This window comes from Pseudomonas helvetica, from assembly GCF_039908645.1.
In the GTDB taxonomy this organism is placed as follows: Bacteria; Pseudomonadota; Gammaproteobacteria; order Pseudomonadales; family Pseudomonadaceae; genus Aquipseudomonas; species Aquipseudomonas helvetica.
On the sequence record NZ_CP150917.1, the window covers coordinates 3,596,054 to 3,618,308 of the forward strand.

Here is a 22,255-nt window from a genome sequence, read left to right on the forward strand (position 1 = left end):
AGGCGGTGACCTGTTATGCCTGCAAGAAATTAAACGCCCTATCCCCAACACCGGCTACTGTCAGATCTGACAGGTCTGAAGACCGCCTGTCGGTTAAATCCGACTTTTCCTACAACTTCCTTCGCCGATGAACTTGACGTTCACCCGCGCTTGGTGTTTTCTGAAACCGGTTTCAGCAGCAGCCACCACAACTCAAACAACAAGGCTTCACACCGTGACTACTTTTTCCGCCGCCCAGCGCGGTCGCGTCACCATGCTCGAAGTTGCCGAGCACGCCAGGGTCTCCAAAGCCAGCGTGTCGCGTTTTATTGGCGAAGACCGCGCCTTGCTGTCCGAGGCCACTGCCAAGCGCATCGAGCACGCGATCAACGAACTGGGCTATCGTCCGAACCAGATGGCTCGCGGTTTGAAACGCGGGCGTACCCGTCTGATCGGCATGCTGGTGGCCGATATCCGTAACCCCTATTCGATTGCCGTGATGCATGGCGTGGAAACCGCCTGCCTTCAGCACGGCTACAGCCTCGTGGTGTGCAACACCGACCGTGACGATGAGCAGGAACGCCAGCATCTGGCGGCACTGCGCTCGTACAACATCGAAGGCTTGATCGTGAACACCCTCGGCCATCACCTTGATGAGCTGCGCGAGCTGCACCGTGAACTGCCGATGGTGCTGGTGGATCGCAAGGTCGATCTGCTGGACAGCGACCTGGTCGGGCTGAACAACCCGGCAGCGGTCGAGATGGCGCTGGATCATCTTGAAGCACGCGGCTATCGCGACATTGTGTTGGTCAGCGAACCCTTCGACGGCACCAGCTCACGGATTGAGCGGGTGAACAGCTTCAAGGCGCAGATCGAGCGACGCACGCTGCTGAGCGGTGCGGTGGTTGAGACCGGCAGTGAGCTGAACGCACAGCTGAAATCCTTCCTGGCCACCCCCGGCCCCGGTCCGAAAGCGCTGTTTTGCGCCAACGGTATTGCCGCGTTGGCCGGCACCCGCGCCCTGCGCGAGTTGGGTTGCAGGCTGTTTGAAGACATCGGCTTGATCGCCCTCGATGACCTCGACTGGTACCCGCTGGTGGGCAGCGGTATTACTGCCCTCGCCCAGCCAACCGCAGAGATTGGCGCGAGCGCGTTCGAGTGTTTGCTCAAGCGCTTGCGCGGCGATGCCGGGCCGGCGCGGACCCTGGATTTTGCGGCGCGGCTGATTGAGCGTGGGTCGACACGGCCGCGCTGAAACTTTGTGGCGAGGGAGCTTGCTCCCGCTGGGTTGCGAAGCGGCCCTAAACGGCTGACTGCGTTGTATCAGGCATAACCCATGTGCTGGTTTACGGCTGCTCCGCAGCCGAGCGGGAGCAAGCTCCCTCGCCACAGGTTGTGAATGGCAGCAAAAAAATTTGAACAAAAATGAAACCGGTTTCAGAGGTGCAAAACAATGAATAAACCACCCGTTTCCATCAGCCTTTCCAGCTACGGCGCCGAACTGGTTCGCCAGCGTGGGCAGTTGAGTTTTGTCGAGTTGCTGGCCGCTGCCGGCGCTGATCGCATTGAGCTGCGTGAAGAACTGCTCACCAATGAAGTGCCGACAGAAGTGGCTGCGGCCATCGAACACAGCGGCTTGGGTTGCGTGTTTTCCTCACCGCTGGAACTGTGGCTGACCGGGCAGGAGCAGCCCCATCCAGAATTGCCCGACACCTTAAGGCGAGCCCGGGCGTTTGGCGCCAAGTGGCTGAAAGTCTCGCTGGGTGACTTCACCGACACTCACTCTCTGTCGGCGCTGGCCCGCTGCTTGTCCCAAAGCCCGGTGCAGTTGCTGGTGGAGAATGACCAGACCTTGCAGGGTGGACGCATCGAGCCGTTCCAGCGGTTTTTCAGCGCAGTTGAAGCGCATGCGCTGCCGGTGCAGATGACCTTCGATATCGGCAACTGGCAATGGCAGGACCAATCCGCCGCCAGCGCCGCATGCCTGCTGGGCCGGCATGTCGGCTATGTGCATTGCAAAGCGGTCCGTCGCCGTGCCGACGGCAAGCTGGTCGCCATACCGCCCTCGCTTGATGATTTGCACGAATGGGCACAGCACCTGCAGCACATGCCCCAAGGGGTTATGCGGGCGGTGGAATATCCGTTGCAAGGTGCCGACCTGGTGCAGTTGACCGCCGAGCATGTCGCCACCCTCGCCCGCCTGGGTCAAGTACGGCTGGAGAGTGCTCATGTCTGAGATCGATATTCTGTCGTTTGGCGAAACCATGGCGATGTTTGTCGCCGAACAGAGCGGTGATCTGGCCGACGTTACGCAGTTCCACAAGCGCATCGCCGGTGCCGACAGTAATGTCGCGATTGGTCTGTCGCGACTGGGGTTCAAGGTGTCCTGGCTGAGCCGGGTCGGTGCGGATTCGCTGGGCCGGTTTGTGGTCGACACCCTGGAACAGGAAGGTCTGGATTGTCGTTTCGTCGAGACCGATCACGCACACCCAACCGGTTTCCAGCTCAAGTCGCGTGCCGACGATGGCAGCGACCCTCACGTCGAATACTTCCGCCGGGGTTCGGCGGCCAGTCTTCTGTCCGTGCAGTCGATCGTGCCTGAACAGCTTGAAGCCCGACATCTGCACGCTACCGGCATTGTGCCGGCGCTGTCCGAGTCGGCGCGGCAGATGTCTTTCGAATTGATGACGCGCATGCGTCAGGCCGGGCGCAGCGTCTCGTTCGACCCCAACCTGCGCCCGACGCTGTGGGGCAGCGAACAGCAGATGATCGGCGAAATCAATCGCCTCGCCGCCTTGGCCCATTGGGTGCTGCCGGGCTTGAGCGAGGGACGCTTGCTCAGCGGTTTCGAGGACCCGGCCGACATTGCGGCGTTTTATCTGGATCAGGGCGCCGAGGCGGTGGTGATCAAACTCGGCCCTGACGGCGCCTATTACCGCACCCAACACGATCAGGGTTTTGTACCCGGTGTGCCCGTGACCACCGTGGTGGACACGGTGGGTGCCGGCGATGGTTTTGCGGTCGGGATGATCAGCGCCCTGCTGGAGAACCTCAGTATCCCGGACGCCGTACAGCGCGCCAACTGGATTGGCAGCCGCGCGGTGCAGAGCCGGGGGGATATGGAGGGCTTGCCCAAGCGCAGTGAATTGCCCCATGGACTCACCTATCGTTCCCACGCAGAGCATGGGAACGAGATCAATCGTTACTGATGTTTTGAACCGTTACCTGTTGCGACAAAAACAACAAGCTCAGGAGCACTACCATGCAAACGCTGAACCTCGCCACCCGCCGCTGGTGGTACATCATGCCGATGGTGTTTATCACCTACAGCCTGGCGTATCTGGACCGCGCCAACTACGGTTTTGCCGCCGCCTCCGGGATGGCCGCCGACCTGATGATCACACCGGGGCTGTCCTCGCTGCTCGGTGCGCTGTTCTTTCTCGGGTACTTTTTCTTCCAGGTGCCGGGGGCGATCTACGCGCAAAAGCACAGCGTGAAGAAACTGATCTTCGTCAGCCTGATCCTCTGGGGTGGCCTCGCCACGTTGACCGGCATCGTCTCCAACGCCTACATGCTGATCGCCATCCGTTTCCTGCTGGGGGTGGTCGAAGCCGCCGTGATGCCGGCGATGCTGGTTTACCTGTGCCACTGGTTCACTCGCGCCGAACGCTCGCGAGCCAATACGTTTCTGATTCTCGGCAACCCGGTGACCATGCTCTGGATGTCGGTGGTGTCGGGTTATCTGGTGGAGCATTTCAGCTGGCGCTGGATGTTTATCGTCGAAGGGTTACCGGCGGTGCTCTGGGCATTTATCTGGTGGCGCCTGGCCGACGATCGTCCTGCCGACGCCAAGTGGCTGAGCAACCAGCATAAGCTTGACCTGCAAAGCGCCCTGGCCGCTGAACAGGTCGGGATCAAAGCGGTGAAAAACTACGCCGAAGCGTTCCGCTCCCCCAAAGTGATCATCCTGGCCTTGCAGTTTTTCTGCTGGAGCATCGGCGTTTACGGGTTTGTGCTGTGGCTGCCGTCGATCCTCAAACACGGCGCGCAGATGAACATGATCGAAGCCGGCTGGCTGTCGGCGCTGCCGTATCTGGCAGCGGTGATTGCGATGCTCGGGGTGTCCTGGGGCTCGGACCGGATTCAGCGGCGCAAACGTTTCGTCTGGCCGCCGTTGTTGATCGCCTCCATCGCGTTTTACGCATCCTATGCCCTTGGCGCCGAACACTTCTGGTGGTCCTACGCGCTGCTGGTGATTGCTGGCGCCTGCATGTACGCCCCTTACGGGCCATTCTTTGCCATCGTCCCGGAGATCCTGCCAGCCAACGTCGCCGGCGGTGCCATGGCGCTGATCAACAGCATGGGCGCCCTCGGCTCGTTCGGCGGTTCGTATCTGGTCGGCTATTTGAACAGTTCCACCGGCTCACCCGGCGCCTCTTACCTATTGATGAGCGCGGCCTTGATGCTTTCGGTGGTGCTGACGATTTTCCTCAAGCCCGGCGCCAGCGACCGGGCCCACCCCTCGCGTGCAACGGCCCGGCCCGTAGCGGCACATTCCTGAATTGAACAAGAGACTGATCGGATGAAAAAGCAGGTCGTGCTGTACAAAAAACTCTCTGCGCCACTCATGGCTCGCTTGCACGAACAGGCCGAGGTGACGCTGATCGACAGCCTTGACGCCGAGGGCCTGAAACGCTTGCGCGAAGCGCTGCCCACGGCCCACGGTCTGCTGGGCGCCAGCCTGAAGCTGGACGCCGAACTGCTCGACCTGGCGCCACGCTTGGAGGCCATTGCCAGCGTCTCGGTCGGCGTCGACAACTACGACATCGACTACCTGAACCGCCGACAGATCCTGCTCAGCAATACCCCGGACGTGTTGACCGAAACCACCGCCGACACCGGTTTTGCGCTGATTCTGGCGACGGCCCGGCGTGTGGTCGAGTTGGCCAATCTGGTGCGCGCCGGACAATGGAACCGCAACATCGGCCCGGCGCATTTCGGCACCGATGTACATGGCAAGACCTTGGGCATTATCGGCATGGGCCGCATCGGCGAGGCGCTGGCCCAGCGTGGGCATTTCGGTTTCGGGATGCCGATTCTCTATCACAGCCACAGCGCCAAACCTGCGGTGGAACAGCGTTTCGACGCGAAGTACCGCAGCCTTCCTGCGCTGTTGCAGCAGGCCGATTTTATCTGCCTGACATTACCGCTGACCGCTGAAACCGAAGGATTGATCGGCGCCGAGCAGTTTGCACTGATGCGCCCGGAGAGTATTTTTATCAATATCTCCCGAGGCAAAGTGGTCGATGAAACGGCGTTGATCGAAGCGTTGCGCCAAGGGCAGATTCGCGCGGCGGGGCTGGATGTGTTCGAGCGTGAACCGCTGGATCACCACTCGCCGCTGTTGCAGTTGAACAACGTGGTGGCGACTCCGCACATCGGTTCTGCAACCCACGAAACCCGCGAAGCCATGGCCCGCTGTGCAGTCGACAACCTGCTGATGGCACTGGCCGGTGAGCGCCCGGCGAATCTGGTGAATGGCCAGGTCTGGGAGACACAAAACCTGTAGGAGCACGGCTTGCCGGCGATGGCGATCTTGCGGGCGCCATCGCGGGCAAGCCTTGCTCCTACGAATTAGGAGGTGGTACCGCGTCAGCTCCGGTGGGCTTTCAACAGCTCCGTTGCACAGCGCACGATTCGGCGGCAGGCTTCGGCCAGCCGCTGTTGGTCGAGCACCAGGCCAATGCGAATATGCCCCGCCGCACTTGGCCCGAACGCTTCACCGGCGAGTACCGACACGGCATAGCCTTCCAGCAGTTTCTCGGCGAACGCCTGCGCACCGACCCCGGTCTGGCGCACATCGACCATCACGAACATCCCGCCATCCGGAATGACCGGATTAATGCCTGGGCAATCGCTCAATCGCGCGCACACCAGATCACGCCGCGCACGGTACTCGTTGCGCATCAGCGCAAGTTCCGGCAAATCAGCCTCCAGAGCCACACGCGCTGCGTTCTGCACGAAGTCGGGAATGCCAAAGAGCATGCACAGCGAAAGGTTCTCCAGGTGTTCAGTCAAGCGTTTCGGGCCGATCACCCAACCAACTCGCCAGCCCGTCATGGCGTGAGATTTCGACAGACTGTTCACGGTCGCCGTACGTTCGGCCATCCCCGGCAGGCTGGCCGGACTGATGTGCTCACCCTCAAATAACAGTTCGCTGTAGACCTCATCGCTGATCAGCCACAAGTCATGCTTGACGCACAAACGCGCCAACGCCTGCCAGATCGGCAGCGACAGGCTTGCCCCGGAAGGATTGTTCGGACTGTTGAGCAGAATGGCGCGCGTCCTGGGAGTGATCCGTGCGGCGATGTCCGTCGGGTCAACGCGAAATCCGTTTTCCGGCCGCACAGCGATGGGTACCACCTTCGCCCCGCAGGCACCGAACACGCCTTCATAGGTCACGTACATCGGTTCGGCGACCAGCACTTCGTCACCTGGGTCGAGCAAACATTGCACCACTGAATACACCGCACACTGCGCGCCCGGCAGCACCAGCACATGATCGGCATCGACCACTTGACCGCTGCGCCGGGTGTGACGACGAGCAATGCTGGTGCGCAGTGACCGCGTGCCGCGCACCTCCGAATAATGCGTATCACCGGCCAGCAAGCTGTCGATGGCCGCCTGGACGATCGGTTTCGGCGTATCGAAATCCGGGTCGCCGACCGACAGCAGCAGGACATCGACGCCCTGCTCGCGCAATTCCAGCGCTCGGTAGTGAATCTGCCAGGCGTCGGCTCCGTCACCGGCGATTCGTTGGGTCAAGGCTGAATAGCGCATGTACATCTCCTGTCGCGCGAACTCCACATTCAACCCTATCTCAAATCACGAAACGCGCCACCATGGCATTCAAATCAACCGCCAGACGCGACAGCTCATGGCTGGCGGCGCTGGTCTGGTTGGCACCGGCGGCCGATTGGGTGGCCAGGTCGCGGATGTTCACCAGGTTGCGGTCCACTTCGCGCGACACCTGCGCCTGTTCTTCCGAGGCGCTGGCGATCACCAGGTTGCGCTCGTTGATCTGGTGAATCGACTGGGTGATTTGCTCCAGCGCCACGCCGGCTGCACGGGCCAACTCCAAGGTCGTGTGCGTGCGCTGATTGCTTTGCTGCATGGAGTCGACCGCTTCGCCGGTGCCGTTTTGAATCCCGGCGACCATTTTTTCGATTTCCTGGGTCGATTGCGCGGTGCGATGCGCCAAGGCGCGGACCTCGTCTGCCACCACGGCAAAACCGCGCCCGGCTTCACCGGCACGCGCCGCTTCGATGGCCGCGTTAAGTGCCAGCAGGTTGGTCTGCTCGGCAATCGCCCGAATCACATCCAGCACCTTGCCGATATCGCGGCCCTGAGTGGCCAGGCCTTCAATCATCAGCGAGGTGCTTTGTACGTCATGGGTCATGGTCTGAATGGCGTTGACGGTTTCCACCACGCGGTCGCGACCTTCACGGGCGGCCTGGGTCGATTGATTCGACGCCTCGGAGGTGGACACCGCGTTGCGGGCGACTTCTTCCACCGCGGCGGTCATTTCATTGACGGCGGTCGCGGCCTGTTCGATTTCGTTGTTTTGCTGTTGCAGACCGCGCGACGCTTCCTCGGTTACGGCGCTGAGCTCTTCTGCCGCAGCCCCCAGCTGGTTCGCGGAACCGGCGATCTGTTCAATGGTTTTGCGCAAGTTGGCCTGCATGGTCGACAAGGCGCCGAGCAAACGCGCCGGTTCGTCCTTGCCATCGACTTCGATGGGTTTGGTGAGGTTACCGCCAGCAATGGACTCGGCGGCGGCAACCGCACGGTTCAGCGGTGTGACGATGCTGCGGGTCAACAGCCAGGCCAGCAACACTGTCACCAGTGCAGCGATCACCGACACCGCAATGATGCCGTTGGTGGCATAGGAATATTGGTCGCCTGCTACAGCATCGGCCTCGGCTGCGCCTGCCTTGTTAATGGCGATCAATTTGTTCAGCTGCTCACCCATCAGATCGGTACCGTCCTTGATACGCGTATTGATCAGGTTGCGCAGTTCATCGAGTTTGTTCTGCCGCGACAGCTCCATCATCTGGCTTTGGGCTTGCAGGTAGCTGTCCAGGGTGGCAGCAAAGGTTTTATACAGCGCCGCTTCTTCCGGGCCGGCTGGCAGGGCTGCGTAGCTCTTTTGAGCTTGTCTGGCCTTGTCAGTGAGTACGTTGATGCGGGTTTCAGCGTCTTGCAGTCCGGCGGCGTCGCGGTTTACCAGCACGCGAAACGAGAGGATACGCAAGCGCAAGACGCTCTCGGTCATGTTCCCAAGGAAGGCGACGCTGGGCAGCTGATTGGTTTCCATGTCGATGGAGGCCTGGCGGATGATCGACATGCGGTTCACGGCAAAGATGCCAAGCACGATGACCAGCAATGCAATGAACGCAAAACCCAGGAACGCTCGAGGCGCGATATTCATATTACGTATGGACATAGGATGACTCTCGGGTGGTGAAGTCTTCGAGCATCCATGCAGTGAACGCTGGCAGGCAGAAAGTTGCGCCCAGCGTGCAGGTAGGCGACTTTTATTTGAGGGGTTATGCGCCTATACCCTGTATCGGCAGGGCTTTAGATTTTATGGAGGGTTGAGCGAAATATATTTCTGGGCAGGAGAAGTGTTTCAGTGGTGAAACACTGCTCCTACCTGTGGCGAAGCCGCCGTAAGCCTTTGCTTTATTTTTTTCCATTTCGGGGCCGCTTCGCGTCCCAGCGGGACGGTGCGGCGTTCCGACAAGCTCCCTCGCCACAAAGGACCGTGTTCAGTGCTTATGTACCGCCAGGCGCCAGACGCGGGCGATGTCCCGGGCGCGATCGTGCAGCAGGCGCGGAGCGTCGGCGCAGGCTTGCTCCAGCGTCATTGGCCCGGATGCGAGGGCGAATGCCGCGTCCACGCCATGTTCGTACATCTGCTGGTAGCCCTCGCCGAGCGTGCCGGCAATCACGATTACCGGCACGCCCTGCTGCCGGGCGATACGCGCCACGCCAAACGGAGTTTTGCCGCGCAAGGTCTGGGCGTCGAAGCGGCCCTCGCCAGTGATCACCAGGTCCGCATCACGTACCGCCTCTTCCAGGCCGACCAGGTCGGCGACCACTTCTACACCGGCGCGAAATTGCGCGCCAAGAAACGCCTTGGCCGCAAAACCCAGTCCGCCCGCTGCCCCACTGCCCGGTTCGTCACGCAGATCTTTTCCCAGCGCTTGAGCACAGATCCCGGCGAAATACCCAAGGGCCTGATCCAGTTGTTGAACCTGCTCGACCGATGCGCCTTTCTGCGGGCCGAATATGGCTGAGGCACCGTGAGGACCGCACAACGGATTGTTGACGTCTGCGGCGATTTCGAAGCGCACGCTGGCCAGACGCGGGTCCATTTCACTCAGGTCGATCCGTGCCAGTTGCGCCAATGCCAGGCCACCCGGTTGCAATGTCTGGCCCTGGGCATCGAGCAGTCGTACGCCCAGCGCCTGCAACGCACCGGCACCTGCGTCGTTGGTCGCGCTGCCGCCAATGGCCAGGATGATCCGCTGAGCCCCTGCATCGAGTGCCGCGCGGATCAGTTCGCCCGTGCCAAAAGTGCTGCTGGTACATGCATCGCGCAGGCCCACCGGCACCAACTGCAATCCGCTGGCTTCGGCCATTTCGATGATCGCAGTGTGATTGTGGGGCAGCCAGCCCCAGTGCGCGTCGACCTGTATACCGAGCGGCCCCTGCACGCTGGCGCTGCGCAGCTCGCCTTCGCAGGCAGCGAGAATCGACTCGACCGTCCCTTCCCCGCCGTCAGCCATCGGGCACTTGACCAGCGTCGCATCCGGCCAGACCTCGGCCAGGCCCAGCGCAATGGCAGTGGCCACGGCTTCGGCACTCAGGCTGTCCTTGAACGAATCGGGGGCGATGACGATTTTCATGTGAATTCTCCAGTTCCAATGGAGCCCATGCTGCCAGTTGATATGAACAATAACGCCGGTCCGTTGCACAAACGGCCATGAGGATTATTGTTCATTTCCACAAATCCCTGCGCGCCCAACGTAGCAGCTGCCGAGCCCGCGAGGCTGCGTTCGGCGGCGCAGCCGTCGTGAAGTCAATCGCTGCGGTGTGTCAGGGAACAGTTGCCAGCAGGAATTACGACGGCTTCGCCGCCGAACGCAGCCTCGCGGGCTCGGCAGCTGCTACGGTTTTTTGGGGGCTATTCGGTTTGCGGCAGCAGTTGCACGCCCAGGTACAGCGCGAGCATGCCGTCGAGGCGCAGCGGGTCAACGCCGCTGAGTTCGGCAATACGCTCCATGCGGTAACGCAAGCTGTTGCGGTGAATGCCCAACGCATCGGCACAGGCCTGGCTTTGGCCATCGTGTTCGCACCAGCTTCGTAACGTTGCCAACAGTTGGCCGTTGCTGTCCTTGGCGATGACTTTGCGCAGAGGCGTGAGCAACTCGTCCAGCGCATCGTCGTTGCGATGACGCCAGAGCATAACCGGCAATCGATAGCGGTTAAGTATCAGCAAACGGGTTTTCGGCAGCACATCGCGCCCATAGGCCAGCAAGTCGCCGACCCGTCGATAGCAGCGGCGCAAGCCTTGCAAACCATCGGCCTGGCCACCCACGGCAATACGCAGAATGTTCCAGCCCAGGCCCTCGAGTTTTTCCAACAAGCGCTCGTTGTCCACCACTTGCGTGGTCGGCCGGCACCACAGCAACGACGACTTCGCGGAGCTCACGCACCAACTGTCGGGATAGCGTGAGATCAGCCAGGCACTCAAGGCCTCGGCGGTTTGCCCCGCTCCATGTTCCAGGCCCAACTCGAACAAATAAGGTGTCCGCGACAGCTGCGGCTTGAGGCCCATTTGCTGAGCTTCGTCGATCAGCCGTGGCGAATCCCCGGCCTCGCTGAGCAGCAACGCCAACAGGTCATCGCAACGCTGGCGACGCCATTGCTGCTCGGCCTGCTGGTTACGCTGGCCGACCAGCATCTCGGCAGTCATGCGCACCAGCTCCGCATAGGTACGCAGTTGCTCGGGCTCACCGGTAATACCCAACACGCCAATCAAACGCTGATCGAGCAGCAACGGCAGATTGATCCCCGGCTGCACGCCTTTGAGGTGCACGGCGGTCTGCGCGTCGATTTCCACCACGCGCCCATTCGCCAGCACCAGTTGCGCACCTTCGTGCCGGGTGTTGATCCGCTCCGGCTCGCCGCTGCCGAGGATCAGCCCTTGGCTGTCCATGACATTGACGTTGTACGGCAGAATGGCCATCGCCCGGTCGACGATATCCTGCGCCAGGTCGTGATCGAGTTCGAACATGCGGCTAATCCTTGAAAACGTGCGGCGATTGATTGTTCACCCGCACAGGCTGTTGGCGCAAACCCTGTGCTCAGGCACAAAGACTTCCGCGTAGGGGTGACCGAGACTCTCCAGGCGACCAACGTTACCCTTGCCTCGCAAAAAATCATAATAAAGAGAGTCCCGCCATGTCACAGAGCGCCGCTGCCACCCTGGCCACCGATGACGATAAAAACGCCGTCTACAAGCGCGTTACCCTGCGCTTGATCCCCTTCATCTTTGTCTGCTACCTGTTCAACTACCTCGACCGGGTCAACGTTGGATTTGCCAAACTGCAGATGCTCGATGCGCTGAAATTCAGCGAAACCGTGTACGGCCTCGGGGCCGGGATTTTCTTCATCGGCTACGTGTTGTGTGGCGTACCGAGCAACCTGGCGCTGACCCGATTTGGCCCACGGCGCTGGATCGCGCTGATGATGGTCACCTGGGGCATGCTGTCGACCTGCCTGCTGTTCGTCACCACGCCGACCGGGTTCTACACCCTACGCCTGTTCACCGGTGCCGCCGAAGCCGGGTTTTTCCCGGGCGTGGTGCTGTACCTCTCGCAGTGGTTCCCGACCTTCCGCCGTGGCCGCATCATGGCGCTGTTCATGTCGGCGATTCCGGTGTCCGGCCTGCTCGGCAGCCCGTTCTCTGGCTGGATTCTCAACCACTTCGCCGCCGGTCAAGGTGGCCTCGCCGGCTGGCAGTGGATGTTCCTGCTGCAAGGCATTCCGACCATCACGCTGGGTGCGCTGGCGTTCTTCCTGCTCAGCGACAACTTCGCCAGCGCCAAATGGCTCAAACCAGAAGAGCGTGCCGTGCTCGAAGCCGATCAAGCCATCGATTGGGCCAGCAAACCGAAGACCGCCACCGATTCGCTGCTGGCCGTGTTCAAGAACCCGGCGATCTGGGCGTTCGGGCTGATCTATTTCTGCATTCAAAGCGGTGTCTACGCGATCAACTTCTGGTTGCCATCGATCATCAAGAACCTCGGTTTTGCCGATAACCTGGTGATCGGCTGGCTCAGTGCGATTCCGTACCTGCTGGCAGCCGTGTTCATGCTGATGGTCGGTCGCTCGGCTGACTTGCATAAAGAACGCCGCTGGCATTTGGTGGTGCCGATGCTGATGGGCGCGGTGGGTCTGTTGATTGCCGTGAACTTTGCGGCCAACCCGGCCATTGCGATTCTTGGCCTGACCATCGCCACTATGGGCGCCCTCACCGGCCTGCCGATGTTCTGGCCAGTGCCGACTGCCATGCTCAGCGCCGGCGCTGCTGCCGGTGGCCTGGCGTTGATCAACTCCATGGGCCAGATGGCCGGCTTCCTCAGCCCGTACCTGGTCGGTTGGGTCAAGGACAGCACCGGCTCGACCGATGCGGCGTTGTACCTGCTGGCGGGGGTGATTGTTTGCGGCAGTCTGTTGGCGCTGCGTATGACGCGCACGTTGCGCGCTTGATACCCGACAATTGATCTGAGGTGTTCGATAATTCCGTTTGCCCCGTGCGGTTGTTCTGGTATTTGATTGAGCCTTTCCTACCGGCAAAAGGATTTCGCACATGACCTACCGCACACTGGGCCACTCTGGACTGCAAGTGTCCACCCTGACCCTGGGCACCATGATGTTCGGCGAGCAGACCAGCACCGAAGACTCGCTGCGGATCATCGAGAAGGCCTGGGATCAAGGCGTCAACTTCATCGACACGGCAGACGTATACACCGGCGGCCGCTCCGAGGAGATCGTCGGCGAAGCCATTGCCAGTCACCGCCATGAATGGGTGGTGGCTTCCAAGGTCGGCTTCGGCCCGGTGGACGGTGTGCCGAATCGCAGCGGGCTGAGCCGCAAGCACCTGTTCAATGGCATCGATGCAAGCCTGTCCCGCCTGGGCACCGATTACCTGGACATCTATTACCTGCACCGCGAAGACCACAACACGCCGCTGGAGGTCACGGTGTCGGCCATCGGCGACCTGATTCGCCAAGGCAAGATCCGTTACTGGGGCCTGTCCAACTACCGTGGCTGGCGGATCAGCGAGGTGATCCGCGTCGCCGAGAAACTCGGCGTCGACAAACCGGTGATCAGCCAGCCGCTGTACAACATCGTCAATCGCCAGGCCGAAACCGAACAAATCACCGCCGCCAATGCCTACGGCCTCGGCGTGGTGCCTTACAGCCCGTTGGCCCGTGGCGTGTTGAGCGGCAAGTACGCGCCAGACGCCACCCCGGACGCCAACAGCCGCGCCGGTCGCCAGGACAAGCGCATCCTGGAAACCGAATGGCGGGTCGAGTCGCTGCGCATTGCCCAGCAGATTCAGACGTACACCCAAGAGCGCGGCGTCGGCATCGTCGAGTTCGCGATCGCCTGGGTGCTGAACAACTCTGCCGTCAGCTCGGCCATCGTCGGGCCGCGCACCGAAGCCCAATGGGATGCCTACACCAAGGCCCTGGCGGTGAAGATCACGGCTGAAGACGAAGCCTTCATTGACTCGCTGGTAACGCCGGGACACTCGTCGACGCCGGGGTTCAATGACGTGAGTCATTTCGTCTCGGGGCGTAAACCGCGCAATACCTGAATCATTCCTATGTGGCGAGGGAGCTTGCTCCCGCTGGGCCGCAGGGCGGCCCCAAACCCAGGTATCGCGTTCTCACTGATGAACCGAGTTGCTTGGGTTGCGACAGCTGCGCAGCCGAGCAGGAGCAAGCTCCCTCGCCACAGGATCAGCGTGCAGTCAGATGAACGATATTCTTTGAGCAATCCACGTTATCCTCTGCGCCCCTTGAATTACCGCCACGTCTCGCGAGGACAGTTTGTCTAAAGGTATTGCTCTATCGGTGACAGCCTCGGTGCTGTTCGCCGTCATGTATTTCTACACCTCGTTGCTGTCGCCCCTGAGCGGCGTGGAAATCTTCGGCTGGCGAATGCTGCTGACCGTGCCGTGCATGACCGTGTTCATGGTGGTTTCCGGCGAATGGCGGCGCGTGGTCGAGATCCTCCGTCGGGTGGGCAGCAAACCGGCATTGTTCGGTGGCCTGCTGGTTTCCTCGGCATTGCTCGGCGTGCAACTCTGGTTGTTCATGTGGGCGCCGCTGAACGGCCACAGCCTTGACGTTTCGCTGGGCTACTTCCTGTTGCCACTGACCATGGTGCTGACCGGGCGCATCGTCTATGGCGAACAGCTCTCGTACCTGCAGAAGATCGCCGCGTTTTTCGCCACCCTCGGCGTGCTCAACGAGTTGTATCAGGTGGGCAGTTTTTCCTGGGCGACTCTCTTGGTGGCCATCGGTTACCCGACCTACTTCGTGCTGCGCCGACGCTTGGCGTCGGACAACCTCGGTGGCTTGTGGCTGGACATGACGCTGATGCTGCCGGTGGCGTACGGGTTCGTGCACAGCGGTGAACAAGGCTTTGCCGTATTTGATCAACACCCGTGGTTGTCGCTACTGATCCCGATGCTCGGGGTGATCAGTGCTTCGGCGCTGGTGGTGTACATCATCGCCAGCCGCTTGCTGCCGTTCAGCCTGTTCGGGCTGCTGAGCTACGTCGAACCGGTGCTGTTGCTGGGGGTTGCGTTGTTGCTGGGGGAAAGTATCAAGGCGGGAGAATGGCTGACCTACATTCCGATCTGGCTGGCGGTGCTGGTGTTGGTGTTTGAGGGCTTCAAGCATTTGATGCGGCATCGCCGCCCTTGACCTTGACCGTGTAGGAGCCGAGCTTGCTAGCGATGGCAGCGCCGCAACATCCCGGCGGACCGCGGCGCTTCCATCGCTAGCAAGCTCAGTTCCTACAGTTTTTACAGCAGTGGCAAATTACTCAGTCGAGAGCACACCACGGCGAACCTGGTCACGTTCGATGGATTCGAACAGTGCCTTGAAGTTGCCTTCGCCGAAACCATCGTCGCCTTTACGCTGGATGAATTCGAAGAACACCGGCCCCATCAGGGTTTCCGAGAAGATTTGCAGCAGCAGACGCTTGTCGCCCGCCTCTGACGAACCGTCCAGCAGAATCCCCCGCGCTTGCAGTTCGTTGACCGGTTCGCCGTGGTTCGGCAAACGGCCCTCGAGCATTTCGTAGTAGGTGTCTGGCGGCGCGGTCATGAAGCGCATGCCGATCTTTTTCAGGTGATCCCAGGTCTTGATCAGGTCATCGGAGAGGAAGGCAACGTGCTGGATACCCTCGCCGTTGAACTGCATCAGGAACTCTTCGATCTGCCCGGCACCCTTGGACGATTCTTCGTTCAGCGGGATGCGGATCATGCCATCCGGGGCAGTCATGGCCTTGGAGGTCAGGCCGGTGTATTCGCCCTTGATGTCGAAGTAACGGATCTCGCGGAAGTTGAACAGCTTCTCGTAGAAGTTCGCCCAATACGCCATACGGCCGCGGTACACGTTATGGGTCAGGTGGTCGATGATCTTCAGACCAGCCCCGACCGGGTGACGGTCAACGCCTTCGATGAACACGAAATCGATGTCGTAGATCGAGCTGCCTTCACCGAAACGGTCGATCAGGTACAGCGGCGCGCCGCCGATGCCTTTGATCGCCGGCAGGTTCAGTTCCATCGGGCCGGTTTCGATATGGATCGGCTGGGCGCCGAGTTCCAGGGCTCGCTTGTAGGCCTTTTGCGAATCCTTGACCCGGAACGCCATGCCGCACACCGACGGACCGTGTTCAGCCGCGAAGTACGACGCCACGCTGTGGGGTTCGTTGTTGAGGATCAGGTTGATCTGGCCCTGACGATACAGGTGCACGTCTTTGGAGCGGTGGGTCGCGACCTTGGTGAAGCCCATGATCTCGAAGATCGGCTCAAGGGTGTTCGGGGTCGGCGATGCGAGTTCGATGAACTCAAAGCCCATCAGGCCCATTGGGTTTTCGTATAAATCTGCCATGGTTGGCGCCTCATCATGATGCTTTTGGAATTAACGGAACGTTAGTTACAAGCACTGCTGAGAGCGGCGGGTGGCGCGCAGGAGATACCTCGCACACTGCGGGCGAGAAAATCACCGTAGATCAATTGGAACCCAAATATCTTCATTGTCGACCCAAGGCTCTTGCGGGCGAGGCTTCTGCTGCCAGAAGACGTTATTCTTATATGCGTAACCTGATTCTACACAGCGTAACAATGTTTGTCCGCCTTCTCTATAAAATCCCCCTTTTTGACACCGGTGCAAGAGGTTTATTGCACAGGTAAATGCCCAGCAGAATCGCCGCGCCTCCCAGGTACATCGCCCCACTCAACTGCTCGCCCAGCAACAGCGCGCCAAGTATCACTGCCGTCAGCGGATTCAGGGCGATAAACACCCCCGAGCGGGTGGCGCCGATTTTACGAATACTGTCGTAGTACCAAATGTAGGCCAGCGCCGAGCCGAGTACCCCCAGATACAACAGACTCAACAGCTGCGTCACCTGCAAATCGCCCAGGACCTCAAGACTCACTTCACCGCGCACGGCGCTGGTCGTGCACAACATCAGTGTGCCCAGCACAATCGAGTAGGTCACGGTATGCAGCGGGCCCAACGCCTGGTTCAGACCTTTGGAAAACAAAGAGTAAATTCCCCAACCCAACACGCAACCGAAAATCAGCAGATCACCGATCCAGCTGTTCGCGGCGGCGCCATCAAACACCGGCTGGTTGCGACTGAAAATGACCACCCCTGCCCCAGCGATGCAGATCGCGATGCCTGCAATTTTGGTTCGACTCAAGCGCTCCTTGAACAGCAGCCACGACGCCAACCCGATGACCGCCGGATTCAGCGCCACGATCAGCGATGCCCGAGAGGCGTTGATGTAGTGCAAGCCGTAAAAGAAACACAGGTTGTAAAAGAAGATCCCGAAAAAACCCAGCATCCCCAGCTGCAACCACTGCCTGAAGGTCGGACGCATCAAAGGGATGCGCGCCAGAACCATAAACAGTAGCAAGGCCAGGCTCGCCAGCAGAAAACGCAAGCTCGCCGCAAATAGCGGGCTGAGTGAGTCGGCGAGAAACCGGCCGGCCACGAAGGTCCCACCCCAGATCATGGTGACAGTGGCGAGTTTCAGGTAGACCGGAACATCTGAATCACGGGAGCCACTTTGGACAAGGCTTTTCATAAATCTCCACGCTGAGAAGGACGTTAGATAACGTATTCTTTGCGTAATGTCTGATCATCGTAAAATGAGTAAATGCTCATGACCCTTACCCAACTCGAGATCTTTTCGCTGGTGGCCGAGCTGCACGGTTTCACCAGCGCGGCCAACCGCCTGGGCATCACCCAGTCGGCAGTGTCCCATGCCATCAAGTCGCTGGAGCAGGAACTCGGTGTCGAGTTGCTCAGACGGCATCAGGCCCACATCGAGCTCAGCGATATCGGTCAACAATTGCTGTTGCGCGCCCGCGCCATGCTCGGGCTGGCCAGCACCCTGCGCCAGGAAGCCGCGGATGCTCGCGGAATGAAGCGTGGCACGCTGCGTATCGGCTCTTTCGGACCGACCTCGTCGATCAAACTGCTGCCGAAGATTTTGCAGCACTACCGCGCGGCGTATCCCGGAATCGAGGTCCACGTTGACGAAGGCCCGGATCGGCAAGTGCTGCAATGGCTTGAAGAGCGGCGTATCGACATCGGTTTTGTGGTGTTGCCCGAAGAACGTTTCGATACGTTTGCGCTGGTGGAAGACCAGATGGTCGCGCTGATACCGGCTACTCATGAACTCGCCCGGCGCGACAGCCTGAGCTTGAGTGATCTGTGTCACGACCCGTTCATTCTCACTGAAGCAGGCTCTTCGGAGCTGGTTTCGCACCTGTTCAGCACTGCCCGGCTGACCCCGGACATTCGCTATCGCAGCTCGCAATTGCTCAGCACACTGGAAACCGTCAGCCGTGGCGACGCCTTGACGCTGGTCGCCGAACTTTCGCTGCCGAACGCGGAACACGCGCGCTACGTGAAAAGGCCCCTTAAACCACCGGTCAAACGTCAGGTTGGCCTGGCAGTACTCGACCAGCGCCAATCATCACCGGCGACCCTCGCGTTTATCAAATTGGCCATAAGTCTGGACTACCGTTGAAAAGCGCAAAGCCTTTACCCCATCTATCATGGCCCTTGTCTGTACTCTTTTTGAGAGGCAAGCCTTCGTCCTGCCTGCATTTGAGAGCCCTACTCTTCTGAGAGCCCTACTCCGTCGCCGCAGGTTCCACACATGCCCTTGACCTTCAAAGCCCGCCGCACGCCACGGACTCGCAACCTCATCACGCTGTTGGTCGGCTTGGTGCCTGTACTACTGGGTTTCGTCATTCTGCACATGCAAGCCGGACGGGTGCTGGAGCAAAGCACCCACCAAACGGCCGAAGAAGCGGTGCGGCAATTCGATTTGATGCTCGATGACACCGCGCTGGCGGCACAAGAACTGCTGCCGCTGGCCGGACAGCCTTGCGCCGATGTCAAACTGGCCCTGCGCGAACAAGTCACGCGCCGGCCCTTCGTGCGTTCGACCAATCTTGTGTGGGACAACAACATATATTGCAGTTCACTATTTGGCGACTATCAGGCAACGGTTGATCCTGGCGAGTACACACAAGGCAAGTTGTGGTTGATGAACGGCAACCCGGTCACACCCAATACCGCGGTGCTGGTGTATCGCCTCAGCGAAGGCAAGCAAGGCGCCCTGAGCGCCCTTGACGGCTATCACCTGAGCAACGTCCTGCGGCTGATTGGTCGCCAGACTCTACTGTTACTGCACGTCGGCCCCCACTGGTTATCTACCGATGGCCAGGTCCACGAGGGCGCCCTGTCCATATTCCCGGTAGCCCGAAGCAACCTTGCGTCTTCGCGGTATGCCTTTGAAGTAGAGGCCGGCTTTCCCGAGGGCGAAGTCTGGCGCTACATGAAAAGCGAATACCCGCCGCTGTTCAGCCTGCTGATCTTCTTTGGGGTGATTGCCGGGGCCATTGGTCATTGGCTACAGAAGCGCTCCTCATCACAGACTCATGAACTGCAACGGGCACTGGAAGCCAATGAGTTCATTCCTTACTTCCAGCCTGTGGTTCATGGTGACAGCAAAGAGTGGGCAGGCGTCGAGGTCCTGATGCGCTGGCAACACCCAAAAGAAGGCCTGGTGCGTCCGGACCTGTTCATTCCATTCGCCGAGCATTCCGGATTGATCGTGCCGATGACCCGCTCGTTGATGCGCCAGACTGCCGCGTTGCTCGCCCCGCATGCGCCTGTGTTCCATGAGCGCTTTCACATCGGCATCAACATCACCGCCAGCCACTGCCGTGACCTTGCACTGGTAGACGATTGCCGCGAATTTCTCGCCGCCTTCCCGCCCGGCAAGGTTGCACTGGTTCTGGAACTGACCGAGCGCGAGCTGATCGAACCCAACGCCATCACCCTTCAATTGTTCGAACAGTTACATGCGTTGGGGGTGATGATTGCGATCGATGATTTTGGCACCGGGCATTCTAGCCTGGGCTATTTGCGCCAGTTCAATGTGGACTTTCTGAAAATAGATCAGAGCTTTGTGGCGATGATCGGTGTTGATGCCTTGTCCCGCCACATACTCGACAGCATCATCGAACTCTCGGCCAAGCTGGACCTTGGTATCGTTGCCGAAGGTGTCGAAACCCTCGAACAGAGTGATTATCTTGCCCGTCACGGGGTGAACTTCCTGCAAGGCTACCTATTTGGACGACCGATGCCGGGCGCCGATTTCATTATTGCGTTGAACAGCCATTAATTAGCCACTTTGCGCGTTCCATGGACATCCTCAACAAAAGGATCCACGCCGCAAATTGCATCAAACAGCAACGTGCGTTACATCATGAAAAAGACGTGATTTACTCTGAGCGAATTAACTACTACAATTTTTCTTGCCTGCACAAGATTGACAGGTGAGCCATTAACACCGAGTCGCTACAAGGCTCTTGGCTTATAGCTTTGTTGGCGGTTGGTATCAGCCAAACACACTATTGGAGTAAAGATATTGTCCAGACTCGCTGAATTTCGTGCCGCTGAAAAGGCCCTTCAAGAACAGCTCGCGCAGCTGGAATCGCTGAAGAACGACGCCGGGCTCAAGAAAGAAATCGAATTCGAAGAAAAGCTCCAGGGGCTGATGAAAACCTACGGCAAGAGCTTGCGCGACATCATCGCCATTCTCAACCCGAACCCAAAATCCGGCCTGCTGCAGGCCGCCGCACCTAAAACTCGCCGCGCCCGCGTGGTCAAGGTTTATCAAAACCCGCACACCGGTGAACTGATTGAAACCAAGGGCGGCAATCACCGTGGCCTGAAAGCCTGGAAGGAACAATATGGTGCAAGCACCGTTGACTCCTGGCTGCGCACTTAAGCTTTCCTGCGCCCCCTCCAAAAGCCCTGCCTGTGCAGGGCTTTTTTATGCTCACCTATACTTAATGCAACGATGATCGTCGATCTAGTTGGAAACGCCGGCCAAATACCATGGGCATCCGGTACAACTTTCTGCTTAATCCCTTTGGGTATTAAACAACACCCCTCGGCACGGCTAACGTGCAGACATCGCGCACTACTAAAGTCTCAAACTGTTTCGCACACTGCGTATTTCTTCCTGACTTGCGGCATAAGCCTCGGCTTGGCCTGCGTAGGAAAAAACATAGGCCTTATCAGCATCTAGCGCTGCGACTAATGTTTGCGACAACACATGTCGTCCATTCTGGGTGACCGTACAGGTGGTTTCCAGCGCTTGCAGCCTGCTCAATGTAGCGGGATGAATTTTGTTGCAAACACTTTGATAGCCGCCCTGAAAAAAATCCTTTTGCACGGACTTGCGCATTTCCAGCAGCACACCTTGCAAATTGACTTCATGCCCAGGCTCAACCTGGCTCATGGTCAACTCCATGACCAGCACCGGATCACCGTTTGCGTCGTTTTTCACCGCCCGCTGCCTTGAAACCCTGGGCGGTGTTTGAGTTGTCGCCTCCTCTTGCGGCAATACTTGCACTGCCCAGCCGCTGGGCCAGGTAATCTCGGGAAGCACAGTCTCGGCGCGGGCAACAGCCGAAAACAGGCAGGTTAAAACAAGCAGGTAGCGATACGGTCGAAACATTGCACTCAACACTGACGGGGCGAACGTTAAAGTCTGAGCCCCACCACGCCGTCAGGCAATAGCTGAACGTTTTGCTTTGGTGCAATACACCGCCTTGCGTATTATTGGCGTACTGCAAGCAAGCCTCATCAACTGCAAGCCAAGGGACAGCTCTTGTCTTGAGCGCCGTTTGCCCCACTTTTTTCTGGAGGGCCCATGAGCCTGCACGAACTGAACACCTTCCCCGGCGTTACCGCCCAACCTGACACCGCCACGCAGCAATTCGTCTTCAACCACACCATGTTGCGGGTCAAGGACATCACCAAGTCGCTGGATTTCTACACGCGCATCCTCGGCTTTACGCTGGTGGAAAAGCGCGATTTCCCGGAAGCCGAGTTCAGCCTGTATTTCCTGGCGCTGGTCGATAAGAACCAGATCCCGGCCGACGCCGCTGCACGCACCCAGTGGATGAAATCGATTCCCGGTATTCTTGAGCTGACTCACAACCACGGCACCGAGAACGATGCGGATTTCGCCTACCACAATGGCAACACCGACCCTCGCGGTTTCGGCCACATCTGCATTTCGGTGCCAGACATCCGTGCCGCGTGCGAGCGCTTCGAAGCCCTGGGCTGTGATTTCCAGAAACGCCTGAACGACGGCCGCATGAAGAGTCTGGCCTTCATCAAGGACCCGGATGCGTACTGGGTTGAGATCATTCAGCCGGCACCGCTGTAAGCCCCGCCTTTTGTAGGGGCAAGGCTTGCCCGCGATAGGCACAATGCGGATGGCCTGATCTACCGGGTCATCGTTCATCGCGAGCAAGCTTTGCTCCTACGCTAGCCTTGGCTACAAACAAAAAACC

Annotated in this window: 19 protein-coding genes; 12 read left to right on the forward strand and 7 right to left on the reverse strand. The window is 59.5% G+C overall.

All coding sequences use genetic code 11. The annotated features are described in order from the left end of the window. Positions 1-214: 214 nt before the first annotated feature. From AABM55_RS16450 to AABM55_RS16470, 5 genes are all read left to right on the forward strand, one after another. Positions 215-1,234: a LacI family DNA-binding transcriptional regulator gene (locus tag AABM55_RS16450; RefSeq protein WP_347927007.1), complete on the forward strand. Its 1,020-nt coding sequence runs from the start codon at positions 215-217 to the stop codon at positions 1,232-1,234. A 198-nt stretch (positions 1,235-1,432) separates the two neighbouring features. Further along, positions 1,433-2,215 carry a TIM barrel protein gene (locus AABM55_RS16455; RefSeq protein WP_347927008.1) on the forward strand — a complete coding sequence of 261 codons (783 nt, stop codon included), beginning with the start codon at positions 1,433-1,435 and terminating at the stop codon, positions 2,213-2,215. Further along, positions 2,208-3,188 (forward strand): sugar kinase, encoded by a 981-nt coding sequence (locus AABM55_RS16460; protein WP_347927009.1) that lies wholly within the window; start codon positions 2,208-2,210, stop codon positions 3,186-3,188. Before AABM55_RS16455 ends, AABM55_RS16460 begins: the two co-directional genes overlap by 8 nt. 53 nt (positions 3,189-3,241) lie before the next feature. Further along, positions 3,242-4,540, forward strand: coding sequence for an MFS transporter (locus AABM55_RS16465; RefSeq protein WP_347927010.1), 1,299 nt, complete (start codon positions 3,242-3,244; stop codon positions 4,538-4,540). 21 nt (positions 4,541-4,561) lie between these two features. Continuing rightward, positions 4,562-5,548: an NAD(P)-dependent oxidoreductase gene (locus AABM55_RS16470; protein WP_347927011.1), complete on the forward strand. Its 987-nt coding sequence runs from the start codon at positions 4,562-4,564 to the stop codon at positions 5,546-5,548. A gap of 83 nt (positions 5,549-5,631) precedes the next feature. Here the strand turns inward: AABM55_RS16470 and AABM55_RS16475 are convergent, their stop codons facing one another. The 4 genes from AABM55_RS16475 to AABM55_RS16490 form a co-directional block, all read right to left on the reverse strand. Continuing rightward, positions 5,632-6,819, reverse strand: a complete 1,188-nt coding sequence (locus tag AABM55_RS16475; RefSeq protein ID WP_347927012.1) for an aminotransferase class I/II-fold pyridoxal phosphate-dependent enzyme — start codon at positions 6,817-6,819, stop codon at positions 5,632-5,634. Between the two features lie 40 nt (positions 6,820-6,859). Beyond that, positions 6,860-8,485 (reverse strand): methyl-accepting chemotaxis protein, encoded by a 1,626-nt coding sequence (locus AABM55_RS16480; protein ID WP_347927013.1) that lies wholly within the window; start codon positions 8,483-8,485, stop codon positions 6,860-6,862. Between the two features lie 325 nt (positions 8,486-8,810). Continuing rightward, positions 8,811-9,953, reverse strand: a complete 1,143-nt coding sequence (locus AABM55_RS16485; protein WP_347927014.1) for a glycerate kinase — start codon at positions 9,951-9,953, stop codon at positions 8,811-8,813. Between the two features lie 278 nt (positions 9,954-10,231). Next, on the reverse strand, positions 10,232-11,344 hold the full coding sequence (locus AABM55_RS16490; RefSeq protein WP_103316377.1) for a sugar diacid recognition domain-containing protein: 1,113 nt from the start codon (positions 11,342-11,344) through the stop codon (positions 10,232-10,234). A gap of 167 nt (positions 11,345-11,511) precedes the next feature. On the opposite strand from AABM55_RS16490, the gene AABM55_RS16495 reads away from it, so the two are divergent. From AABM55_RS16495 to rarD, 3 genes are all read left to right on the forward strand, one after another. After that, the gene (locus AABM55_RS16495; RefSeq protein WP_054597711.1) at positions 11,512-12,822 is read left to right on the forward strand and encodes an MFS transporter; all 1,311 of its coding nucleotides are present in this window, start codon (positions 11,512-11,514) and stop codon (positions 12,820-12,822) included. Positions 12,823-12,922: 100 nt separating this feature from the next. Further along, positions 12,923-13,936 carry an aldo/keto reductase gene (locus AABM55_RS16500; protein ID WP_347927015.1) on the forward strand — a complete coding sequence of 338 codons (1,014 nt, stop codon included), beginning with the start codon at positions 12,923-12,925 and terminating at the stop codon, positions 13,934-13,936. Between the two features lie 235 nt (positions 13,937-14,171). After that, positions 14,172-15,053 (forward strand): EamA family transporter RarD, encoded by an 882-nt coding sequence (gene rarD / locus AABM55_RS16505; RefSeq protein ID WP_054597713.1) that lies wholly within the window; start codon positions 14,172-14,174, stop codon positions 15,051-15,053. Positions 15,054-15,170: 117 nt separating this feature from the next. Here the strand turns inward: rarD and hppD are convergent, their stop codons facing one another. After that, on the reverse strand, positions 15,171-16,247 hold the full coding sequence (gene hppD, locus AABM55_RS16510; RefSeq protein ID WP_054597714.1) for a 4-hydroxyphenylpyruvate dioxygenase: 1,077 nt from the start codon (positions 16,245-16,247) through the stop codon (positions 15,171-15,173). Positions 16,248-16,497: 250 nt separating this feature from the next. Further along, on the reverse strand, positions 16,498-17,448 hold the full coding sequence (locus tag AABM55_RS16515) for a DMT family transporter (protein ID WP_347927016.1): 951 nt from the start codon (positions 17,446-17,448) through the stop codon (positions 16,498-16,500). A 78-nt stretch (positions 17,449-17,526) separates the two neighbouring features. On the opposite strand from AABM55_RS16515, the gene AABM55_RS16520 reads away from it, so the two are divergent. From AABM55_RS16520 to AABM55_RS16530, 3 genes are all read left to right on the forward strand, one after another. Then, positions 17,527-18,399, forward strand: a complete 873-nt coding sequence (locus AABM55_RS16520; RefSeq protein WP_347927017.1) for a LysR family transcriptional regulator — start codon at positions 17,527-17,529, stop codon at positions 18,397-18,399. 132 nt (positions 18,400-18,531) lie between these two features. Continuing rightward, positions 18,532-20,067 carry a cyclic diguanylate phosphodiesterase gene (locus AABM55_RS16525; protein ID WP_347927018.1) on the forward strand — a complete coding sequence of 512 codons (1,536 nt, stop codon included), beginning with the start codon at positions 18,532-18,534 and terminating at the stop codon, positions 20,065-20,067. 246 nt (positions 20,068-20,313) lie between these two features. After that, a complete protein-coding gene (locus AABM55_RS16530) occupies positions 20,314-20,676 on the forward strand; it encodes a histone-like nucleoid-structuring protein, MvaT/MvaU family (RefSeq protein ID WP_054597718.1) in 363 nt (120 codons plus the stop codon). A 198-nt stretch (positions 20,677-20,874) separates the two neighbouring features. On the opposite strand, the gene AABM55_RS16535 is transcribed toward AABM55_RS16530, so the two are convergent. Further along, positions 20,875-21,411: a DUF4946 domain-containing protein gene (locus AABM55_RS16535; protein ID WP_347927019.1), complete on the reverse strand. Its 537-nt coding sequence runs from the start codon at positions 21,409-21,411 to the stop codon at positions 20,875-20,877. A 195-nt stretch (positions 21,412-21,606) separates the two neighbouring features. On the opposite strand from AABM55_RS16535, the gene gloA reads away from it, so the two are divergent. After that, positions 21,607-22,128 carry a lactoylglutathione lyase gene (gloA, locus tag AABM55_RS16540; RefSeq protein ID WP_103316383.1) on the forward strand — a complete coding sequence of 174 codons (522 nt, stop codon included), beginning with the start codon at positions 21,607-21,609 and terminating at the stop codon, positions 22,126-22,128. Positions 22,129-22,255: the final 127 nt, after the last annotated feature.